Genomic DNA, 15,894 nt, shown 5'->3' with positions numbered 1-15,894 from the left:
TCTTTTAGGCTTGATCTGTCTGCGCTGTGTCTACAACGTTTTCCGTGTGTTCTGAAGCTTGGTTTTGTTCTTCAGCTTCCATTTTCGCGCGTTCAGCTTTGGAGATATAACGCGGCTTATTGCTCTTATGTAGCTTAGCGTTATGCTTCTTCTGCTTCGCTTTCAAGATCTGATTGATTTTCTTCTTGCGGTTCATGGTGGTGGTCCTTTAATTTAGCGAGGCAGGATAGTTACTTTTTTATCAAGTTACAACTAAATAAGCGCCGGTATCGGTCGCAAAATTCAAGTACGTTCCTATGTCCAATCATCTATCGCGTTTTAATGGAGCCCAAATGAAAACACTGTACACCGAACGTTTGATACTGCGTCTTGTGAGTGTAGATGATGCACCATTTATACTAAAACTTTATAACCACCCAGACTTCTACCGTTTTGTCGGAGACAAACAAATTCGTACCGAATATGAAGCGGCGCGTTACATAAAAGAAAACATGCTACGCATGCAACAAATTAAAGGCGTGAGTTTACTCGTTGTAGAGAAGAAAGAAGATGGGCAACCCATCGGGATTTGTGGGTTGGTTAAACGTGACACATTACAACACTATGATCTCGGATATGGATTTTTACCTTCCGCTTATGGCTTCGGCTACGGAACGGAGTCTGCAACCGCAGTGCTGGAATACGCTAGAGAGGAAATGAAACTCGATAATTTGGTTGCCATCACCAACAATGACAATATTCGTAGTATAAGTTTGCTCAAAAAACTGGGCTTTGAGTTTGAACGAGTTGAGCAGCAATATGATAATGGCCGCACGTTAGAACTTTACACAATGATGTTGTGATTTTTGGATAGCGCATGAGCGATATTTTACTTGGCAAACTCGCCACTGAATTTAAGACAGTAAAAGCCATGGTAGAGGTTTACTGTCATGACCATCATGGAACAAAACGTGACTTATGCTCAGAATGTAGTGAGCTGCTTGAATACGCAGAAGTGCGCCTCGACCGCTGTCCTTATGGAGAGAATAAACCGACGTGTAATAAATGTCCGATTCACTGCTACAAACCAGAGCCGAAAGAACAAATGCGTTTGGTCATGCGTTACTCTGGCCCCAGAATGTTACTGAAACATCCCATCTTGGCGGTTCGTCATTTGCTTCATGAAAAGCGCATGGTACCGGAAAAGCCTGCAGCGAACGCGTCAAACCGTCACAAGCGTTTATCTAAACAAAAATGCGAAGAATAAAAAAACGAGGGCGACATGCCCTCGTTTTCGTTGAGCTCGTTGAGTAGAAGCGGCGTGATTAGAGGCCAGCGGCCATACGCTGCTTGGTTTTGCTCGCAGCAAGTAGCATGTATACGCCAGTCGCAACCAAAGCGGCAAACAAGTAGCCTAGCAAGCCGTGTTCTTGGCCCATAAATTTATCAGCGACAACAGGACCAGCAACAGAGCCGATGCTGTAGCTAAACAGCATGACTTGTGTCGCAGAGACAATAAAGCGTTCATCAAGTCCTTCGCAACCTAAGTTGATTGCAATCGGGTACAAGGCAAAAGTAGCTGCACCTAAAAAGAATAATGCAGCAGCCAATACCACGGCTGACGAGGAAATAAACGTCATACCGATCGAAAAAATACCCAAAATACAGAAAAACGCCATTAGCACTGTGCGGCTCATGTATTTGTTTAACGCGGTCACCATTGGTTGAACTAGCATGCCACCTAGAATCACTAGCGCCATCAATGTACCAATGTCTTGATGGCTAATTTTACGGTTAGTTAACTCAACTGGCATTAATCCGTAGATCGCACCTAAGGTCAAACCTGAAACAACACAACCAATAATTGCTGCATGGTTTAGTTTGGCAATTTGCTTAAATGATAAAGCGGTTGATTCATGGCTGTTTGGCTGCTCACACTCAATGAACATTAGCACCAGCATCGCCATTAGGATCAACGTCGTGATCGCAATAAACGGAACGCCGCCACTTACGCCAAGCACGCCAATACCAAACTGGCCTAATGCTGAACCACCATAAAGCGATAGCATGTACAAGCTCAAACGTCTCGCACGCGATGCTTCGTCTCCAGACATTAGCCAAGATTCAACAATGACAAAAACACCAGCAACCGCGATACCCGCAATAAAGCGAGCGGCAAGCCACATCAATCCGTTAGCAAACACGGGTAGTGTGACGATAGTTAGCGAAAATACGGCCAAGCAACCAATAAACGCGTTACGGTGACCAACTTGACGTACGATACGTTCAATAAAAATAGCACCGGTTAATAAGCCGCCATAAAACACACTCGCCAACCAACTCGCGTAATCTGCTGAGATGTTGTATTCACCGAGCATGAGAGGGATCAAGCTCATTAAATAGCCCGAAGCCACCGCATAAAGAGACAGTGCGACGACTGGAACTGTAACTCGTGGTGATGCTGCAGGAACGACTGTGTTTTCCACTGTTTTGCGCCTATAAGTTAAATGAAATCTGAGGGTTATTCGGCGCGAATATGAGGCTAATAGTTAGGCAAGTAAAATGATAAATTTAAGTCGTTTCGACAAATAATATTTGTTAACTAGATAGGTTGATAAGTTGCATAAAAACGCCAACCTACAAACAAGGTTGGCGTGGAAGATTATTTAGTAAGTGCTTGATTTAACCATTGATCGAATTGAGTTTTAGGTAACGCACCATTGATCATATCAACGCGTTGACCATTCTTGAAAACCATAATGGTAGGAATACTGCGAATACCAAATTGCGCCGCAAGTTGTTGTTGAGCTTCGGTATCAATCTTAACAAAACGAGCTGTTCCGGCTTGCTCATGAGCAACATCAGAGAAAACAGGAGCAAAACCAACGCACGGGTTGCACCATGGGGCCCAAAAATCTACTACAACAGGCATATCACTTTGTAATAGAGCAGAAAAGTTATCTTGTGTACCTTCGATAGGCGAGCCGTCTAAAAGTGCACTTTTACATTTACCGCAAGTTGCAGATTCGGCAACGCGCTCATTAGGGACACGATTTAGACCGCCGCACGAAGGGCAGCGAGTTTTAAACGATGACATGACTTCTTCCTTTATTACGTATTGATGAAAACATGACTTACCAGTCAGCCTCATTATTTGTATACTTATTTTTTAACCTGCCGAAATAACGCAGCGCAGGTTTGTATTTGAGCCTAAGGTTCTAAGAAATTTTATTAAAATACAACAATAAATAGGTCTGCGATGACAAATTACTACGCTGAAATTACAGGTTGGGGGAAATGTGTTCCGCCAGCCGTGCTCTCTAACGATGATCTTAGCACTTTCCTCGATACTTCCGATGAGTGGATTCGTACCCGCACTGGTATCGAAAACCGCCGTATTAGTCATGTAAACACGTCAGACATGGCGACCGTTGCTGCTAAACATGCATTAGCTCGAGCAGGCGTCGATGCAACAGACGTGGATTTAATCATTGTGGCGACTTGTTCACCAGATTCATTGATTCCAAATATCGCGTCTAAGGTACAGCAGAACCTAGGTATTCGTGCAGCCGCTGCCTTTGACTTAAATGCCGCATGTACGGGATTTGTCTATGGCCTAGAAACGGGCACACGTTTGATTCAATCAGGTAACTATCGTAACGCGATCATTATTGGTGCGGAAAGATTGTCTTTCTACATCGATTGGGCAATGCGAGATACCGCTGTTCTATTTGGTGATGGTGCGGGCGCCGTTGTGTTATCAAGAACGGAAAAAGAAACGGGTTTACTACAGTCTCAAATCGGTTGTGACGCAAAAGGCCGCGATATTCTGTCCGTACCAAAGTTTGGTACTTGTATGGATCGCTTTGCGGAAGACAACGGTTACTGGGATTTCAACTTTGTAGGACAAGAAATTTTCAAACGTGCAGTAAAAGGCATGGGGCTAGCTGCGAAAACCGTACTGAAAACATCACAGTTAACGACGGAACAAATCGATGTTGTGATTCCGCATCAAGCGAATATTCGTATTATTCAAACCTTGTGTGACCTGTCTGGAATTCCACACGACAAAGCGTTTGTTAACATTCAAAACTATGGCAATACTTCAGCTGCGACGGTGCCAATTGCATTGTGTGAAGCGGTAGAGCAAGGTCGAGTTAACCCAGGTGATAATATGCTTCTTGCTGCGTTTGGTGCAGGTTTGACATGGGGTGCGGCAGTATTGAAATGGGGTGACCGCGTAACGCCAGTTTCTGAAAGTGATGCGGTTCTGCCTGAATGTGAGCAATCCGCGTTAGAATTACTTGAGCGTGCCATTAAGCTGTGTAACGAACGCCGTCGCGACGAGGTGTAACGGACACTCTGCAAACATAAGATGAGTAAGGGAGCGCGAGGCTCCCTTATTTGATGATGCGTTCTACAGCTAACCTGTAAAATATCTTAAGCCATAAAACCTAGGTTTGAATGAGTAAAATTACGGATGTTCGGGAACACATATTCCAGTGCAGCGTTATCACTCACGCCCATCCACTGCGCTAGTGTTGAACCAACTTGATCAGCGGCAATTTTGGGTATGAGTCGGCCTTGAGAGTAATCATCGTTTCCGCCCAGTATTAGTTCCGGCCATGTACCGATAGGTTGTTTCCCATTTACCGCGCCTCCAATTAATAGTTGATGGCCACCCCAGCCATGATCGGTACCATTTCCGTTGCTCATCATCCGTCGACCGAAGTCAGACATAGTGAAAGAGGTGACTTGCTTGTTTAGCCCTAACCGTTCGACCGCACGATACATTGCTAAAAGGTTTGTCGCGAGATCCTCAAGTAGCACTGGATGACGTGCCAATTGCGAATCGTGCAGGTCGTACCCAGAGTGTTTAACGAAAAAGACTTGTCGTTGCTGCTTCAGGACATCTTGGCTTGCTATCAATTTGTACACGGTTTGCATCTGCTTGCCGAGCGTCGATGACGTAAACAGCGGCTCGTCAGCAATGTGGTTGAGTTGCTCGCTCAGTACACTGCTCATTACCATCGACTCATCAACCATCAAATTAAAATGACCATTAAATGGATTGTCAGTTTGATGAGAGAGAAGGCGATCATAGATCCCCTTGTATAGCGGGTTATCAATCGCGGTAAGCTGAACTGCACGATCTTTTTTCAGGACGGTTTGGCGGTGTTCCATTGCCCGTAACCAAAGCGAGTTGCCATGCACACTGTATAGCGGTGTTATTTCTGATTCAGAGTTTAATACATCCAACATTCTGCCAGCCCAACCAAGATTTTTAGACTCGCTCATTCCACCAAGTAACCAAGCGTCTGTTTGAGAATTATGAGAAAACAGTTGCTCGGGTAGTGATGCTTCACCTTGCTCAATAGCTTGTTTGGTGACGGGATGGTTGAGAATGCCACTATTGAGCACGATGCTGGCATCGCCTTGTTCGAAAACGGAAGTTAACGCATTTAACTTTGGGTGTAAGCCGAGCTTCACTGGGTGATTTGAGCTATCGACAGCACTCAAATTGATAGGGAGTATGTCTTCTTTGGCGACAGAGAGTGGCCCTCTGACTTTGGAATATTGATGATAGTGCGCCTCCGATAATGGCAGTACGGTGTTGAACGCATCGTTTCCGCCAGCTAAATACACACATATTAATGCTCGAAAGTCATTGGATGGCGCTGCGAGAGAGTAACCTGGCAGACTAAGAGAGGCTAGTGCGCCCATCGATAGCGTGCTTTGTATAAAATGTCGTCGTGAAATATCCATAATTCACTCCTAATCCTGAATATAGAATTCGTCGCCAGAAATGGCGGTAAATATCACTAGAGCGAGTTTTGTTGTTGGCACATAGTCCCCACGATAATCATTCAGGGCGGTGAGCATGAGCTCTTTCAATTCAGCAGAAGCCGTTCCAGCAAAGAAACGCTCGTTAACCAATTCGACTAAGGCATGGTGATCGTCTAGAAGAAGATAAAGCTCGTTAAGATCGAAGTGGTAGGAATCACCACCTCCTCTACGAGTGCTGGTTAACATATAGTTGACCAAATCGGTATAAACAGACCAATTGAGAAGTTCATACTCTGGAGAGTTAATACCAGACTCCGTAAACTCGTTAGACGGCTGATAGTCTGGAGAGTAAAAATTAAACACGGAAGGAGAACGAAGCGGCCCTTGATTAGCGATGTTCATCATCGTTGTTGCGTCTTCGTAACGTGATCCTTTAACCGTAAAACCTGATGCTCGATGAAAATTAGTCAGGACCAGTATCGGTTCTTTCACTTTTATAGGCGGGGTATCCGTCATCCCTAATGCTTCAGGGTCGAGCAATATGGCTCGAACAACGGCGGTTAGATCGCCTTTTTCTCCTTCCCCATTGTTGTTAAATATCGTAGCAACACGCGCGACGTACTCTGGGCTTGGATTTGAACTGACCAAACGTTGGATAAGTAACTTTGAAACAAATGGAGCAACATTTGGGTGAGACATCAACATATCAATCACTTTTGAAAGCTCTTCTTGTGCGGTTAGACCCGATGGGATCACGTTCCCTAGAAATCGCTTCTCGCCGGTGTCGTGTCTTTGACTGATAACTCGCATCGGTTTCACGAATGCGATGTCGGAATTTTTCCATCCAGTTAATGCTCGCGCGAGCTCTTGAATATCAGTTTGATTGTACGTGGGGATAGGTTTGCCTGTTGCGTGGTTTAGCTTTTTACTGCCATCTAAATTGAGTTCATACAAACCGATAGTGAATAACTGCATTAACTCTCGAGCAAAGTTCTCATCGGGAAGCGTTCCTGTCGCACTATTTTCTTTTGCACTACCGAGCATAGACAAATAGCTCCCCATGACTGGATGGATGGAAACGTCATACAACAGGTCTCGGTAGTTGCCAAACGCATGCTCAACCAACAGATCGTAGTAATTCACTAACCCTGTAGGTTTGCTGGAAAGAACGCCGCCATAACGAGAAACGACTACGATCTGACTCAATGCATAAGCCGTTCGCTGTCTGAGCTGATCTTCAGCAGTAACAACAATCTGATACCAAGCATTTTCTCGGTTTGACTGTAGGCCTTTAGAAAAAGGCGTTTGATAAAGTGGTTGATGGTAGGTTGCTGGCAGGTTGATTTGTTTCTGTATCCAGTCCCCTAACCCGTTTTCCCTAACCTCATTAATTAACGCAGGAGTTGGTCCAAAAGAGGTTTGATAGAGAAAACGCGCAACGGTTTGATCGGATGGGGATTGCTGTATTTGTGCTGATACATTAGGCACATGGCTCAGCAATAAGATAGCCAATCCTAGTACCCAAGCAGAGATTTTATTTAGCTTCTGACGTCTCATAGTTAACTCGCTTACCCGAAGTAACGATTTAAGTCCATTTAACGGGAGTTATTAAGCTCTTTTGAGCTGTTTAGTAAATTTATGAAAATCAAGCAGCTGCATAGGCGAGTATAGTAGCTATAAGTGGTGAACAAAAAACTCAAACGATGAATTTGGTACTATAGTGCTAGAAGTTTTTGATGCTATTTTTTCTAAGATACTGATATTAAATATGGCCAATGAAGAGTAACAAGCAGAGATATCGCAATGGATATAGAAGGGGGACAGCTAAAGTACTGTTAACAAGAGATTGGTATGTTTGTTAAGGCTTAAGTTAGTTTCAAGAAATTATTGAGCCAATAAATAAAGTCCATTGGTTTGCACAAGAGAAAACCACACGGATGTTCTCTTGTACAAAGCAACAAAGGTTATTTTCGGGCAAGCTTATGGTGAGCACGAGAAAAGTGATCGGCACAAAATGCGCCCACGATCGAGAGTTCGCCAGCCAGACAAAGCGCAGCTGCGACTTCGGCTAACGCTTTCGCATTGCCGTTGCCGTGCAAACCCAAAATATCCAAACATGCTTTTTGCGTTGGAAGGCCAGTACCACCACCAACCGTCCCCACCATGATGTTTGGCAAGGTCACGCACGCGTACAAGTTGCCTTGAGCGTCCACATCCATACGAGTGATTCCAATGGCAGACTCTGCAACGCAAGCGGCATCTTGACCACAAGCAATGTACAGCGCGGCAAGCGCGTTTGCGTAATGCGCGTTGACGCCAATTGTCCCGCTGAGTAAACCGCCCACTGTGGTCATTTTGCCAAATTGAACCATAGACTCCGGCGTCGTATGCAGATATTTTTCCACCAACTCAGCAGGAATGGTCACTTCGGCGGATACTTTCTTACCGCGTACCGAGCGCAGTGTGTGCGCGTTTGGTTTTTTGTCGCCTGATAAGTTGCCATCCAAGAATGCTTGAGTTGGTTTGATTGGGCTGGTCGCCAAAATATGATGGAACACTTCGTTTGTTGCGATGGTCACCATGTTTTGTCCGGAAGCGTCACCAGTCACGTATTCAAAGACCAAATAAACGTGGTTTCCTTCGATATTTACATTGATGTCTTTGAGTTTGCCATGTGAGGTGGTGGATTCCGCAATTTGACGAAATGCGTCAAACTGGGTCACAACCCAACTGACGAACTGGCCAGCGTCGGCAAGGTTATTAAAGGCGAACACTGGCGTTCGGCTCACCCCTTCACTCAGCAACAATGCGCTCGCGCCACCAGCGGCGGTAATAAGATTTGCGCCACGGTTGTAGGAAGCGACTAACGCGGCTTCTGTCGTTGCGAGCGGAACCAAAAAGTCATCGTTCGCATACAAGCCGTTGACGCGCAAAGGGCCTGCAATGCCGACCGGCACATTAACAGTACCAATGAAGTGCTCGATGTTGTTGGAGTAAGCATCGCAATGTGACTGCGTGAAAGGATCAAGGAGATGATCTTTATTGGTCACGTGTTCCAATACTTGCCAACGGCGCGCCAAATGCTTATCCGACAGGCCAGGGCTTAAGCAGAGACGTTTCTCTGGCTTGTGAAACTTCGGTTCTAATGCCGATTGAATCTTACTGCTGGTTTCGATATCGGAAAGGGCGGAGCTTTGAACAGGGTTATCTTGGTTTAACTTCGGCATACAAACGTTAACTGAAAAATCGAACCAGAGATTGTAGTGATTGAGGCTTTGATTACAACGTTGATTATACGTTTTGCAACAAATACCACTGTGCAAGCGCCTTTATTATCCAAGTGATTTGATATTGGAGCGACGAATTTACCGGACATAAATGGGTTTTGACAATGAATGTTGCAGTAAATGGCAGATCCGGGAGGTTATGCCTCTTAGAGAAACTGGCCTGTAGGTGTTTGGATTCGACAAGGTGTAAGCATGAGTGCCTTAAGAGCGGAATGGTTCAATCTATGAAAGGAATAAATTGTCTAACCCAGTCCCTTGGGTCAGACGTTAGTTTGAATCGGTTGTTCAAAAACTAGTTGAAGGCGCGAGCCACACGTCCCGCACTTTGAATACGGTAATGGCCAACGTAAGCAGGAACAAATACAGATTGTCCCTTCGCGGCGGTTAACGTCTCACCGTTATCACTGATGAGTGTCAGGTCGGCATCAATCGCCATCAAAATCTCTGCGCTATTGGCATCAACCACTTCATTGTTCGGTTGGTTAAGAATGCTGAAACTAAAGTCTGCCACTGGGACCGGATAAAGGCTTTGGCAACCATCGGCATTGGGTTCTAGAACAAGGCTGTTAAACGGCTTAGGCACAAAGTCTGTGCATTTAACCAGTTCTTCAACATCCATGTGTTTCGGCGTGAGTCCTGCACGCAAAACGTTATCTGAGTTCGCCATGATCTCTAATCCCGTACCTTTAATGTAAGCGTGTGGCGTTCTTGCGCTCAGGAACATCGCTTCGCCAGGTTGCAGCGTGATGACATTCAACAGTAATGGCGCAAACAAGCCGACATCGCCAGGGTATTGAGTGGATAGATCCAAGATGAGCTGGAAAACGTCGCTGTCAGTGCCTTGCTCCGATTGACGTGAAGCGTGGGCAAGAAGCTGTTTCAGTGCTCGCTCTTTTGTTTCTCCTTCCATGGTAAGAATGTGCACAAAGAAATCGCGTAAACCTTGTGAGTTGATTTCGCGTTTGAATGTGTCAAGAGGCGCGCGTAGCTCATCGATATCGCAAAGGCTAAATGCCTCAATAATCTCGGCATACGAGCGAAAACCGTTCATGGCTTGGTAACTTGTCAGTGCGTATACCAGCTCAGGTTTGTGGTTTGGATCCTTGTAGTTACGATGGCTCGCGTTTAGTGGGATCCCAGCACTTTGCTCTTTTTCGAAGCCTATTTCGGCATCTTGCTTGCTTGGGTGAACTTGAATCGACAGTGCGTGTTCGGCCGCTAAGATTTTAAACAGAAAGGGCAGGTCGCCAAATTTTGCTGCGGTTTCTGCTGATAAATAAGCGGGTTGGTTTTGTTTGATCAGTTCAGACAAAGGCAGCGTGTTTTGCTCAACCTGAACTTCAGAGCAGCCGTTTGGGTGAGTACCCATCCATACTTCTGCTTGAGGCTCATTCGTTTCGTTAGAAAATCCAAACAAATCGTGAATAGAAGAGGTGCTTCCCCAAGCGTAGTTTTGGATTTTGTTGTTCATTTGAAAGAAGCTATGCGATGAAATAGTGTTCAAATTCATGAATTTTTCCCATAGTTAACCCTCCGAACTGAATCGGAAGAAAAATTGAGCAGAGATACGTTAAATAAGGAGGGCGAGCGCGGTTAGGTCACTCGCCAATTTGCCCTAAGGGCGATAAGTCGATTTACAACCGAGGCTTTGGTTCGAGAGGTTTTCGTGATGGCTGCGCTTGCAAAAATGGCAGCAACAAAAGGCCAATGACGGCTGCACAAACTGAAATAGTGATGAAGAAACCCGTCCAATGATATTCTTCAAGAATTAACGCCAGTGGGTAACCTGACAATGCTGCGCCCATGTAGGCGAACAAGCCCACGAATCCTGTTGCCGCGCCGGCAGAATCTTTGTGAGAGCACTCAGCCGCTGCCATACCGAGCAGCATTTGTGGCCCAAAGACAAAGAAGCCGATGGAGAACAATCCCGCCGCTTGGAATGCAAAGTTGGTCAGAGGCATCAGCCAAAGCGCAGAGACAGATAAGAAAATCCCAATCGCGAACAGCAAGTTCATTGGCCCACGGTTACCGCCAAAGAGTTTGTCTGAGCCCCAACCCGCAACCAATGAACCAACAAAACCTCCGATTTCAAACATCGACAGAGCAGCGTTGGCGTTAATCAGGCTATAGTGATGCTGCTCGGTCAAGTACAGGTTTCCCCAGTCATTGATTGCGGTTCGGACGATGTAAACCAACACATAACTGAACGCGAGCAGCCAGATGTATTTGTTGTTAAATACGTACGATTTCAGAATTTCGCGGTAGGTGAGGCCACGTCCGTAATTTTCTTGCGCAAGTTCTAGTGCGTCGTTGCGCCATTGGCCGACACTTGGTAAACCCATTGTTGTGGGTTTGTCGCGCAATCGCCAACAAACGAATAGACCGAGCAACACCCCGATGATGCCGGGTAGAATAAAACCTTCACGCCAGCTGTAGTGCAACGTTAAATAGCCCACCAAAATAGGGATCAGCGCGCCACCAACGTTGTGTGCGGTGTTCCAAATCGCCCATAAGAAGCCACGCTCGGAACGTGAATACCAAGTGGTTAACAGCTTGGAGCATGAAGGCCAGCCCCAGCCTTGGAACCACGCGTTTAAGATCCACAGAGTAATGAAAGCCGCGAGTGAGCTAGAAAAGCCGAACGCGATGTTGACCAGACCTGTCGCAATCAATCCTAATCCCATGAAATAACGAGGGTTAGAGCGATCCGAAATCGTGCCAGAAATAAACTTCGAACAGCCGTAGGTGATGTAGAAAAGTGTACCGATAAGACCCAAATCGCCTTTATCTAAGCCAAGGTTGGTAATCATCGCTGGTGCGGCGTAGTTAAAGGTCTTACGGGTAAAGTAGAAACCTGCGTAGCCGATGTACATCCCCAACATAATGTGCAAACGCCAATGGCGGTAACGCTGGTCGATTTGCTCGTTGCTCAGACTCGGTTGAGTAAATTTAGGTGAACGTAAAAATCCAAACATCTTGAGTTACACCTTAGGTAGAGTAATGCTGATTTGTGTGCCAGTCACTTGATTGCTGGTGGAGTAGATAACCATTTTTCCACCTAACGCGTGCACACGCTCTTGCATGCCGCGAACGCCCATGCCTTTCATACTGTCCTGAACTTTGAAACCGACACCATCATCGTGAATCATCAGTGACAGTGCCGTTTCTCCAATTGTCAGCTCAATATTGATCAACTGCGCTCCTGCGTACTTGGCGGCGTTATTCAATGACTCTTGGCATAAACGGAATAGGGTGACTTTGAGTGTGTCACTCAGGCTGGTGTAATCGCCTTGCCAGTTCAATTGAACAGTTGTTCCGTGATTGGCGAATTCCATCTCTCGCGTCAGTTGCTCGACGGATTCTTGCAAGTCCAAATCATCCAGCATTTTGGGTCTTAGCTTGCTCAACAGTCGCTTAGTGGTGTCGTACACGTTGAGCGAAAGTCTTTCAATCATGTCTGCGCAACCTACGCGTGTTTCTGTGTTATTTACCCGCTTAATGATGTTGGCTTGTGTGCGGATTGCCGTGATGTTCTGGCCGATTTCGTCATGTAGCTCGCGCGCAATATCGCGTCTTACCGATTCTTCCGCTTTGATAAGCTGGCGAGACAAATTCTGATTGCGTGCAAGTTCGCCGCGCAGTTTGTGATTGAGGTCTTTTTGTTTCTGAACCCCTAAGCCGAGCATAATGCCGGTGATGGTTTGCGCCGAGAGAGATAATAACAAATCGGTGATTTCTAGATTTGATACGCCGCTGCGAGCCGCAATCAGCGCAATGCTGTTGAGCATGGTGGCGAGCAGGGCTCCTTGCCAGCCGTAACGAAGTGCCAACACGATGATTGGGATAGCCATACAAAATGGCGCAAATCGTTTTAGCTCTTCAGGTAAACTGGTTTGCACCAAAATACTGCCGATCAAAAGCAGCGCATAAAGCACGATATGACGCACCTGAAATACAACGGCATTACTAAGTAGGAGAGAGCTAAGCGGAGACCAACGACTTTGGAACAAATAGCTCCACAACAGGTAGCACATAGGCACCACGAGCAAGCCTCCAGAAATGCTAGCCAGCCATACCATGTAAACAGAAGGCACGTGAAATCCGACCGCCATTACGTTGATGAAGGCAGTAATGATGATCACAATGCCCATGACGGCTAAGTGGCGGTTTTGGTCACCGTAGTAGTATTTTTTCGCAATCAGTGTGACAGGGATGCTGGCAACACTGGCGATCAGCACTGTGAGCCATTGAGGTTGCTCTAATAGGGTCGCAAGTGCAATCGTCAGCGCCCATTCTGATACGTAGATTGTTGGCCAGTACGCGGTGCGAGTGTGCAGCGCAATCCCCAATCGTAAGGCGAATGGGAAAAGCAGAATGGCGAGCTCTGGATCGTTGACAAAGTAGTAGGCGATCACCCACAAACAGAACCAAGCACAGGCCATAACAAACAGACCACAAATCGTTGTGACAGAATAGGCTCGCATTAAAAGGACTCTTGAGAAAATAGTTTGGCGAGCTCAACGTTGTTTTTCACGCCGAGTTTGTCGATGGCATTCGCACGATGCACATGCACCGTCTTGTGGCTCAAGCCAAGCTCTGCCGCGACAGACTTTACATCCAACCCGGTCGCAAGTAGCTGACATACCTCGTTTTCACGTTTTGTCAGTTGGCATAGAGAGGTGGTGTTGTCGCTAGGCGTTGCAAGTTTAAGTGCAATATCTGATGTGAGGTAACAGCCGCCAGAAGCACTGGTTCTCACGGCTTGAATAAGTTCGTCTGGGCTACAGCGTTTACTAAGATAGCCTTTTGCACCTAGCTTTAGTGATTTTTCCACCATCGCAGGGGAGTCATGCACGCTAAGCATCACGCAGGCAATGCCAGTTGGTATTTCGCTAAGAAAGTTTAAGCCGCTTTCATCTGGCATGGAGATATCTAGGATGACGACATGAGGGTGTACCGCAGGCAAGCCTTTTCGCGCTTCGGCGACAGAGCCGAATTCACCAACAACGGTAATATCACTTTCTAAATTTAATAATTGTGCGAAACCTGAACGCACGATGACGTGATCATCAACTAGAGCAACATGAATCATTATTACAACCAAATAGAGCAGACGACTAACAACAATAAGCTCCAACAGGAGCTAATAGAAAAATCTTTAATGATACTGAATTGAGCCATGCTTTTTAATGATCTTGCGCGCTTTACCGAAGTAAAGCGCGCAGAGAAGCTAGGCTTGGTTTTGTGCAAGTTGAAGCTTCTTCGCGTGTCGAATCTTCTTCTCTTCCGCGATAGCGACGAAAGCAAGCAAAACAATACAAATCATGGCGGAGGTATCTAGGGCTGCGAAGGTACCTTTCCAACCTGTTAAGCCGAAGATAGGTGTACCGTCTGCAATCATACCGAGACCAAGTTTCGCGAAGCTGTCACCGATTAGGTAAGCGAATGTACCTTTTACGCCGTCAGCCACACTGATTGCTTTTTTAGGGACAAAACCAACCGCGGCAACACCGATAAGAAGTTGCGGACCAAACACCAAGAAGCCCAATACAAATAGTGAGGCCAAGTACATGAACTCGCTAGTGGCGTGTTGGTAGAACTCAAGCGATACGATGATCAAACCAAGAGACACACAAGCAACCAATGCGCGGCGACCGTTTGCTAAGTCAGATAAGTAACCCCACATCAAAGTACCCACAAGCGCACCGACTTCGAACAGAGTAAAGCCAGAGATTGCCGTTTCTTTTGACAGACCAAGCTCTTGGTACGCGTATACCGTTGACCATTGGTCGATACCAATACGCACGATGTAAAGGAAGATGTTGGCAAAGCAAAGTAGCCAGATAACTTTGTTTTTAAGAACGTATTCAACAAATATTTCTTTTTTGGTCATCTGGTTTTCTTCTGCGGCGGTGTCTTCTTCACTCACTGCTTCATCGAAAAGTTCTTCTACTTTACCTAGACCGTAAGCTTCTGGAGAGTCGCTACCAAAGCGCATACCGATGAAGCCAACGATGATCGCGATGATAGAAGGGAACACGAACATGCCGATTACGTGGCCGTCGAATAGGTAGTTGGCACCGAAAAGAGCAACACCCGCTGCGCCCGCACCACCAACGTTGTGTGACATGTTCCACAAGCCTAAGTAAGAGCCGCGTTTGTTACGAGGTGTCCATTTTGTAATGGTTGAGTAACTAGAAGGGCCACCAGTACTTTGGAAGAAACCACTTAGAGCGTAGAAAGCCACCATCAAGAACAGGCTTGCACTACCGCCGCCCATGCTGAAGCTGAAACCAAGCATTGCAAGACCTGAAAGGATCAGCATAAAAGGGAGGAATTGCTTGGTGTTCTTACCGTCAGCGTAGTAAGACACAACGGTTTTACCGATGCCGTATGTGATGGAGAAGCCAAGGCCAATAAGACCTAGGTCTGTCATGCTCAAACCGTAAGTTGAGATCATGTCGTTTTGCGCGACATTGAAGTTCTTACGAATCAAGTACATGGTTAGGTAGCCGATGAATACGACCAAGTAAGATTGGATGAACGGTTTAAACCACATCTTTCTTCTAACTTCGACAGGAAGATCGAGGGTCGGCTTCCGCACTTGTTCGAGGAATTTTAACATGATGAACTCTCTTGTAATTGTTTTAGAAACACAACGGCGGCCGTTATGCGCTCTTGTTACCTTTGACTGAGCGGAATTCTAGAGAGTGGTTTTGTAAGGCACATGAGATGGTTGCCTAGATCGGCTAGGAAAAATTCCTAGAAATGCCTAGGAAGGCGGAAAAGCGTGAAAAGAGTCACACAAAATCCTTACTAATTTATGGGTTTTTGACAGGGT

The 15,894-nt window shown here is 46.1% G+C and carries 14 protein-coding genes; 3 read left to right on the top strand and 11 right to left on the bottom strand.

Annotated elements, in window-relative coordinates; all coding sequences use genetic code 11:
• Positions 1-4: 4 nt before the first annotated feature.
• A complete protein-coding gene (locus R7F64_RS13410) occupies positions 5-196 on the bottom strand; it encodes a DUF2986 domain-containing protein (protein WP_005376066.1) in 192 nt (63 codons plus the stop codon).
• Positions 197-332: 136 nt separating this feature from the next.
• Between R7F64_RS13410 and R7F64_RS13405 the strand changes: the two genes are divergently transcribed.
• Both R7F64_RS13405 and R7F64_RS13400 read left to right on the top strand, forming a co-directional pair.
• Positions 333-842 (top strand): GNAT family N-acetyltransferase, encoded by a 510-nt coding sequence (locus R7F64_RS13405; protein ID WP_005376068.1) that lies wholly within the window; start codon positions 333-335, stop codon positions 840-842.
• A gap of 14 nt (positions 843-856) precedes the next feature.
• Positions 857-1,246, top strand: a complete 390-nt coding sequence (locus tag R7F64_RS13400) for a nitrous oxide-stimulated promoter family protein (protein ID WP_005376070.1) — start codon at positions 857-859, stop codon at positions 1,244-1,246.
• A 58-nt stretch (positions 1,247-1,304) separates the two neighbouring features.
• Here R7F64_RS13400 and R7F64_RS13395 read toward each other — a convergent pair whose 3' ends face one another.
• Both R7F64_RS13395 and trxC read right to left on the bottom strand, forming a co-directional pair.
• Positions 1,305-2,465 (bottom strand): MFS transporter, encoded by a 1,161-nt coding sequence (locus tag R7F64_RS13395; protein WP_017634647.1) that lies wholly within the window; start codon positions 2,463-2,465, stop codon positions 1,305-1,307.
• Between the two features lie 176 nt (positions 2,466-2,641).
• Positions 2,642-3,076 carry a thioredoxin TrxC gene (gene trxC / locus R7F64_RS13390; protein ID WP_005376074.1) on the bottom strand — a complete coding sequence of 145 codons (435 nt, stop codon included), beginning with the start codon at positions 3,074-3,076 and terminating at the stop codon, positions 2,642-2,644.
• Positions 3,077-3,238: 162 nt separating this feature from the next.
• On the opposite strand from trxC, the gene R7F64_RS13385 reads away from it, so the two are divergent.
• The gene (locus tag R7F64_RS13385; RefSeq protein ID WP_262651307.1) at positions 3,239-4,333 is read left to right on the top strand and encodes a ketoacyl-ACP synthase III; all 1,095 of its coding nucleotides are present in this window, start codon (positions 3,239-3,241) and stop codon (positions 4,331-4,333) included.
• 86 nt (positions 4,334-4,419) lie between these two features.
• On the opposite strand, the gene R7F64_RS13380 is transcribed toward R7F64_RS13385, so the two are convergent.
• The 8 genes from R7F64_RS13380 to uhpT all read right to left on the bottom strand — a co-directional run bounded on the left by R7F64_RS13380 (position 4,420) and on the right by uhpT (position 15,678).
• Positions 4,420-5,745 carry a DUF1501 domain-containing protein gene (locus R7F64_RS13380; protein WP_262640164.1) on the bottom strand — a complete coding sequence of 442 codons (1,326 nt, stop codon included), beginning with the start codon at positions 5,743-5,745 and terminating at the stop codon, positions 4,420-4,422.
• Positions 5,746-5,754: 9 nt separating this feature from the next.
• Positions 5,755-7,323: a DUF1800 domain-containing protein gene (locus R7F64_RS13375; RefSeq protein WP_318071782.1), complete on the bottom strand. Its 1,569-nt coding sequence runs from the start codon at positions 7,321-7,323 to the stop codon at positions 5,755-5,757.
• 407 nt (positions 7,324-7,730) lie between these two features.
• Positions 7,731-8,993 carry a hydroxymethylglutaryl-CoA reductase gene (locus R7F64_RS13370; protein ID WP_047101062.1) on the bottom strand — a complete coding sequence of 421 codons (1,263 nt, stop codon included), beginning with the start codon at positions 8,991-8,993 and terminating at the stop codon, positions 7,731-7,733.
• A gap of 352 nt (positions 8,994-9,345) precedes the next feature.
• On the bottom strand, positions 9,346-10,563 hold the full coding sequence (gene manA, locus R7F64_RS13365) for a mannose-6-phosphate isomerase, class I (RefSeq protein WP_253657103.1): 1,218 nt from the start codon (positions 10,561-10,563) through the stop codon (positions 9,346-9,348).
• Between the two features lie 124 nt (positions 10,564-10,687).
• A complete protein-coding gene (locus tag R7F64_RS13360) occupies positions 10,688-12,028 on the bottom strand; it encodes an MFS transporter (RefSeq protein ID WP_318071781.1) in 1,341 nt (446 codons plus the stop codon).
• 6 nt (positions 12,029-12,034) lie between these two features.
• Positions 12,035-13,537 (bottom strand): signal transduction histidine-protein kinase/phosphatase UhpB, encoded by a 1,503-nt coding sequence (gene uhpB, locus R7F64_RS13355; protein ID WP_318071780.1) that lies wholly within the window; start codon positions 13,535-13,537, stop codon positions 12,035-12,037.
• Positions 13,537-14,145 carry a transcriptional regulator UhpA gene (gene uhpA / locus R7F64_RS13350; protein WP_005376090.1) on the bottom strand — a complete coding sequence of 203 codons (609 nt, stop codon included), beginning with the start codon at positions 14,143-14,145 and terminating at the stop codon, positions 13,537-13,539. The genes uhpB and uhpA overlap by 1 nt, the downstream gene beginning before the upstream one ends.
• A gap of 138 nt (positions 14,146-14,283) precedes the next feature.
• Entirely contained in the window at positions 14,284-15,678 is a 1,395-nt protein-coding gene (gene uhpT / locus R7F64_RS13345) for a hexose-6-phosphate:phosphate antiporter (protein ID WP_021707729.1), read from the bottom strand.
• Between the last annotated feature and the right edge of the window lie 216 nt (positions 15,679-15,894).

The organism is Vibrio sp. Vb1980 (assembly GCF_033338615.1).
Classification (GTDB): Bacteria; Pseudomonadota; Gammaproteobacteria; order Enterobacterales; family Vibrionaceae; genus Vibrio; species Vibrio alginolyticus.
Note: the sequence above shows the minus strand (reverse complement) of the source record. Positions and strands in the feature narration are given on the sequence as shown.